This is a genomic window from Escherichia sp. S10b, from assembly GCF_028421345.1.
In the GTDB taxonomy this organism is placed as follows: domain Bacteria; phylum Pseudomonadota; class Gammaproteobacteria; order Enterobacterales; family Enterobacteriaceae; genus ECMA0423.
Window position 1 is genome coordinate 1 of the sequence record NZ_JAHZSO010000154.1, and the last position, 1,697, is coordinate 1,697.

Genomic DNA, 1,697 nt, shown 5'->3' on the forward strand with positions numbered 1-1,697 from the left:
GGTCTCATGCTGCCAGAGCAGTGCTTCCGTCTGCGGGTGATGCACCGTCTGACGCTCACCGGTCAGCCGGCCTTTCTCATCATATCCGTAATACACCGCCACCCGGTGCCCTTCGCTGATATGGCTGATGTCTGTCAGCCAGCCACGTTCGTCATACTGCCACCGCTCTGCGGTTTCACCCTTCACGGTGCGGTGCGTGAGGCGGTCTGCTTCGTCATAGTGCCAGTGGGTGACCAGACCCTCATCCTCGCTGCGGATAAGTTTGCCGGTCAGGTCGTGGTGATAACGCTGTGTGCGGCCGTCAAAGCCGGTTTCCTGTATCAGCCGGTCGAGTACATCGTAACGGAAGGTGGTGTGGCTGCCGTTTTCACTGGTCAGGCGGATGACCCGTCCGGCAGCATCGTATTCCATACTGCGCGTCAGCCCGCCCTGCGTGGTACGGACGGCCTTTCCCCACGCATCGTACTGTGTCCCGTTTCTGCTGCCGTCCGGGGCAATGACGGCGGTCAGGTCACCGGCGATGTTGTATTCATACCGCGTTTCATGGCCCTGCGTGTCTTTCACGGCAATTAACTGTCCACGGCTGTCGTATGCGCGGTACTGACTCAGCCCTTCCTCGCGGTGCACCGCCGTCATCTGCCCGAAGCGGTCATGGTCATAACGGGTTACATAACCGGAACAGTCGGTGAAGCTCAGCAACTGACCGTAACGGCTCCACGTCATGGTTTTCCGGCTGCCGGTGGCATCTTCCGTTGCGCAGGGTAAGTCACTGTGTGGATTATCATAACGGTAGCGGGTGATATCGCCGTCAGGGGCAGTTTCCTGAATCAGACGGCCCAATTCATCATATTCCCGGCGCAATTCCAGCCCGTCAGGCCCGGTGGCTGACGTTAACTGGTTGTGGTGGTTATAGTAAAACGCCGATGCCCTGCCATCCGGCGTGGTTATGCGCGTGATGAGGCCCGTCACCACATCCGGGCTGTACTCTGTTGTCCTGCCTGCGGCATCCGTCTGTGCCCTGAGCCTGCCCACGGCGTCAAACTGACTCTGCGTGACGCTGCCGTCCGCGTGTTCCTTTTTCACCACCCGCTTCAGCCCGGCTTCGCCCTGCTATTTCCAGCCCGTCAGGCCCGGTGGCTGACGTTAACTGGCTGTGGTGGTTATAGTAAAACGCCGATGCCCTGCCATCCGGCGTGGTGATGCGCGTGATGAGGCCCGTCACCACATCCGGGCTGTATTCTGTTGTCCGGCCTGCGGCATCCGTCTGTGTCCTGAGCCTGCCCACGGCGTCAAACTGACTCTGCGTGACGCTGCCGTCCGCGTGTTCCTTTTTCACCACCCGCTTCAGCCCGGCTTCGCCCTGCGTGTGCAGCACTTCACGGCGGTTCAGGCTGTCGGTGATGGTGATGTGGTCTTTCTCATACTGATACGTGTAGCTTAAGCCTGCCGGGTTTAGCTGTTCTGTCACCCGCCCGTCGCTGTCGTAACGGTAACGGATTTCCGGTCGGCTCGTGTGACGGTGCGCCACCATCCGGCCCCGGTATTTATCATCGTAAGTAAAGCTGCGCACCTGTGTATTGCTGCGGTCATACACTGCCGCCAGTTCGCCGCGCGGCGTCCAGCCATAGCGCACCAGCGGCGCGGCAGGTAAATTCTCCGGGTATTCCGGGTCGTGCGTCAGCCACACGGCAGACAGA

General features: G+C 60.3%; 2 pseudogenes. Both read right to left on the reverse strand.

What is annotated here, in order from left to right:
* Nucleotides 1-1,110, reverse strand: a pseudogene (gene rhsB, locus FTE26_RS09435) (rhs element protein RhsB); the annotation flags it as partial.
* Nucleotide 1,111: 1 nt separating this feature from the next.
* Nucleotides 1,112-1,697: pseudogene (locus FTE26_RS09440) on the reverse strand (RHS element protein); the annotation flags it as partial.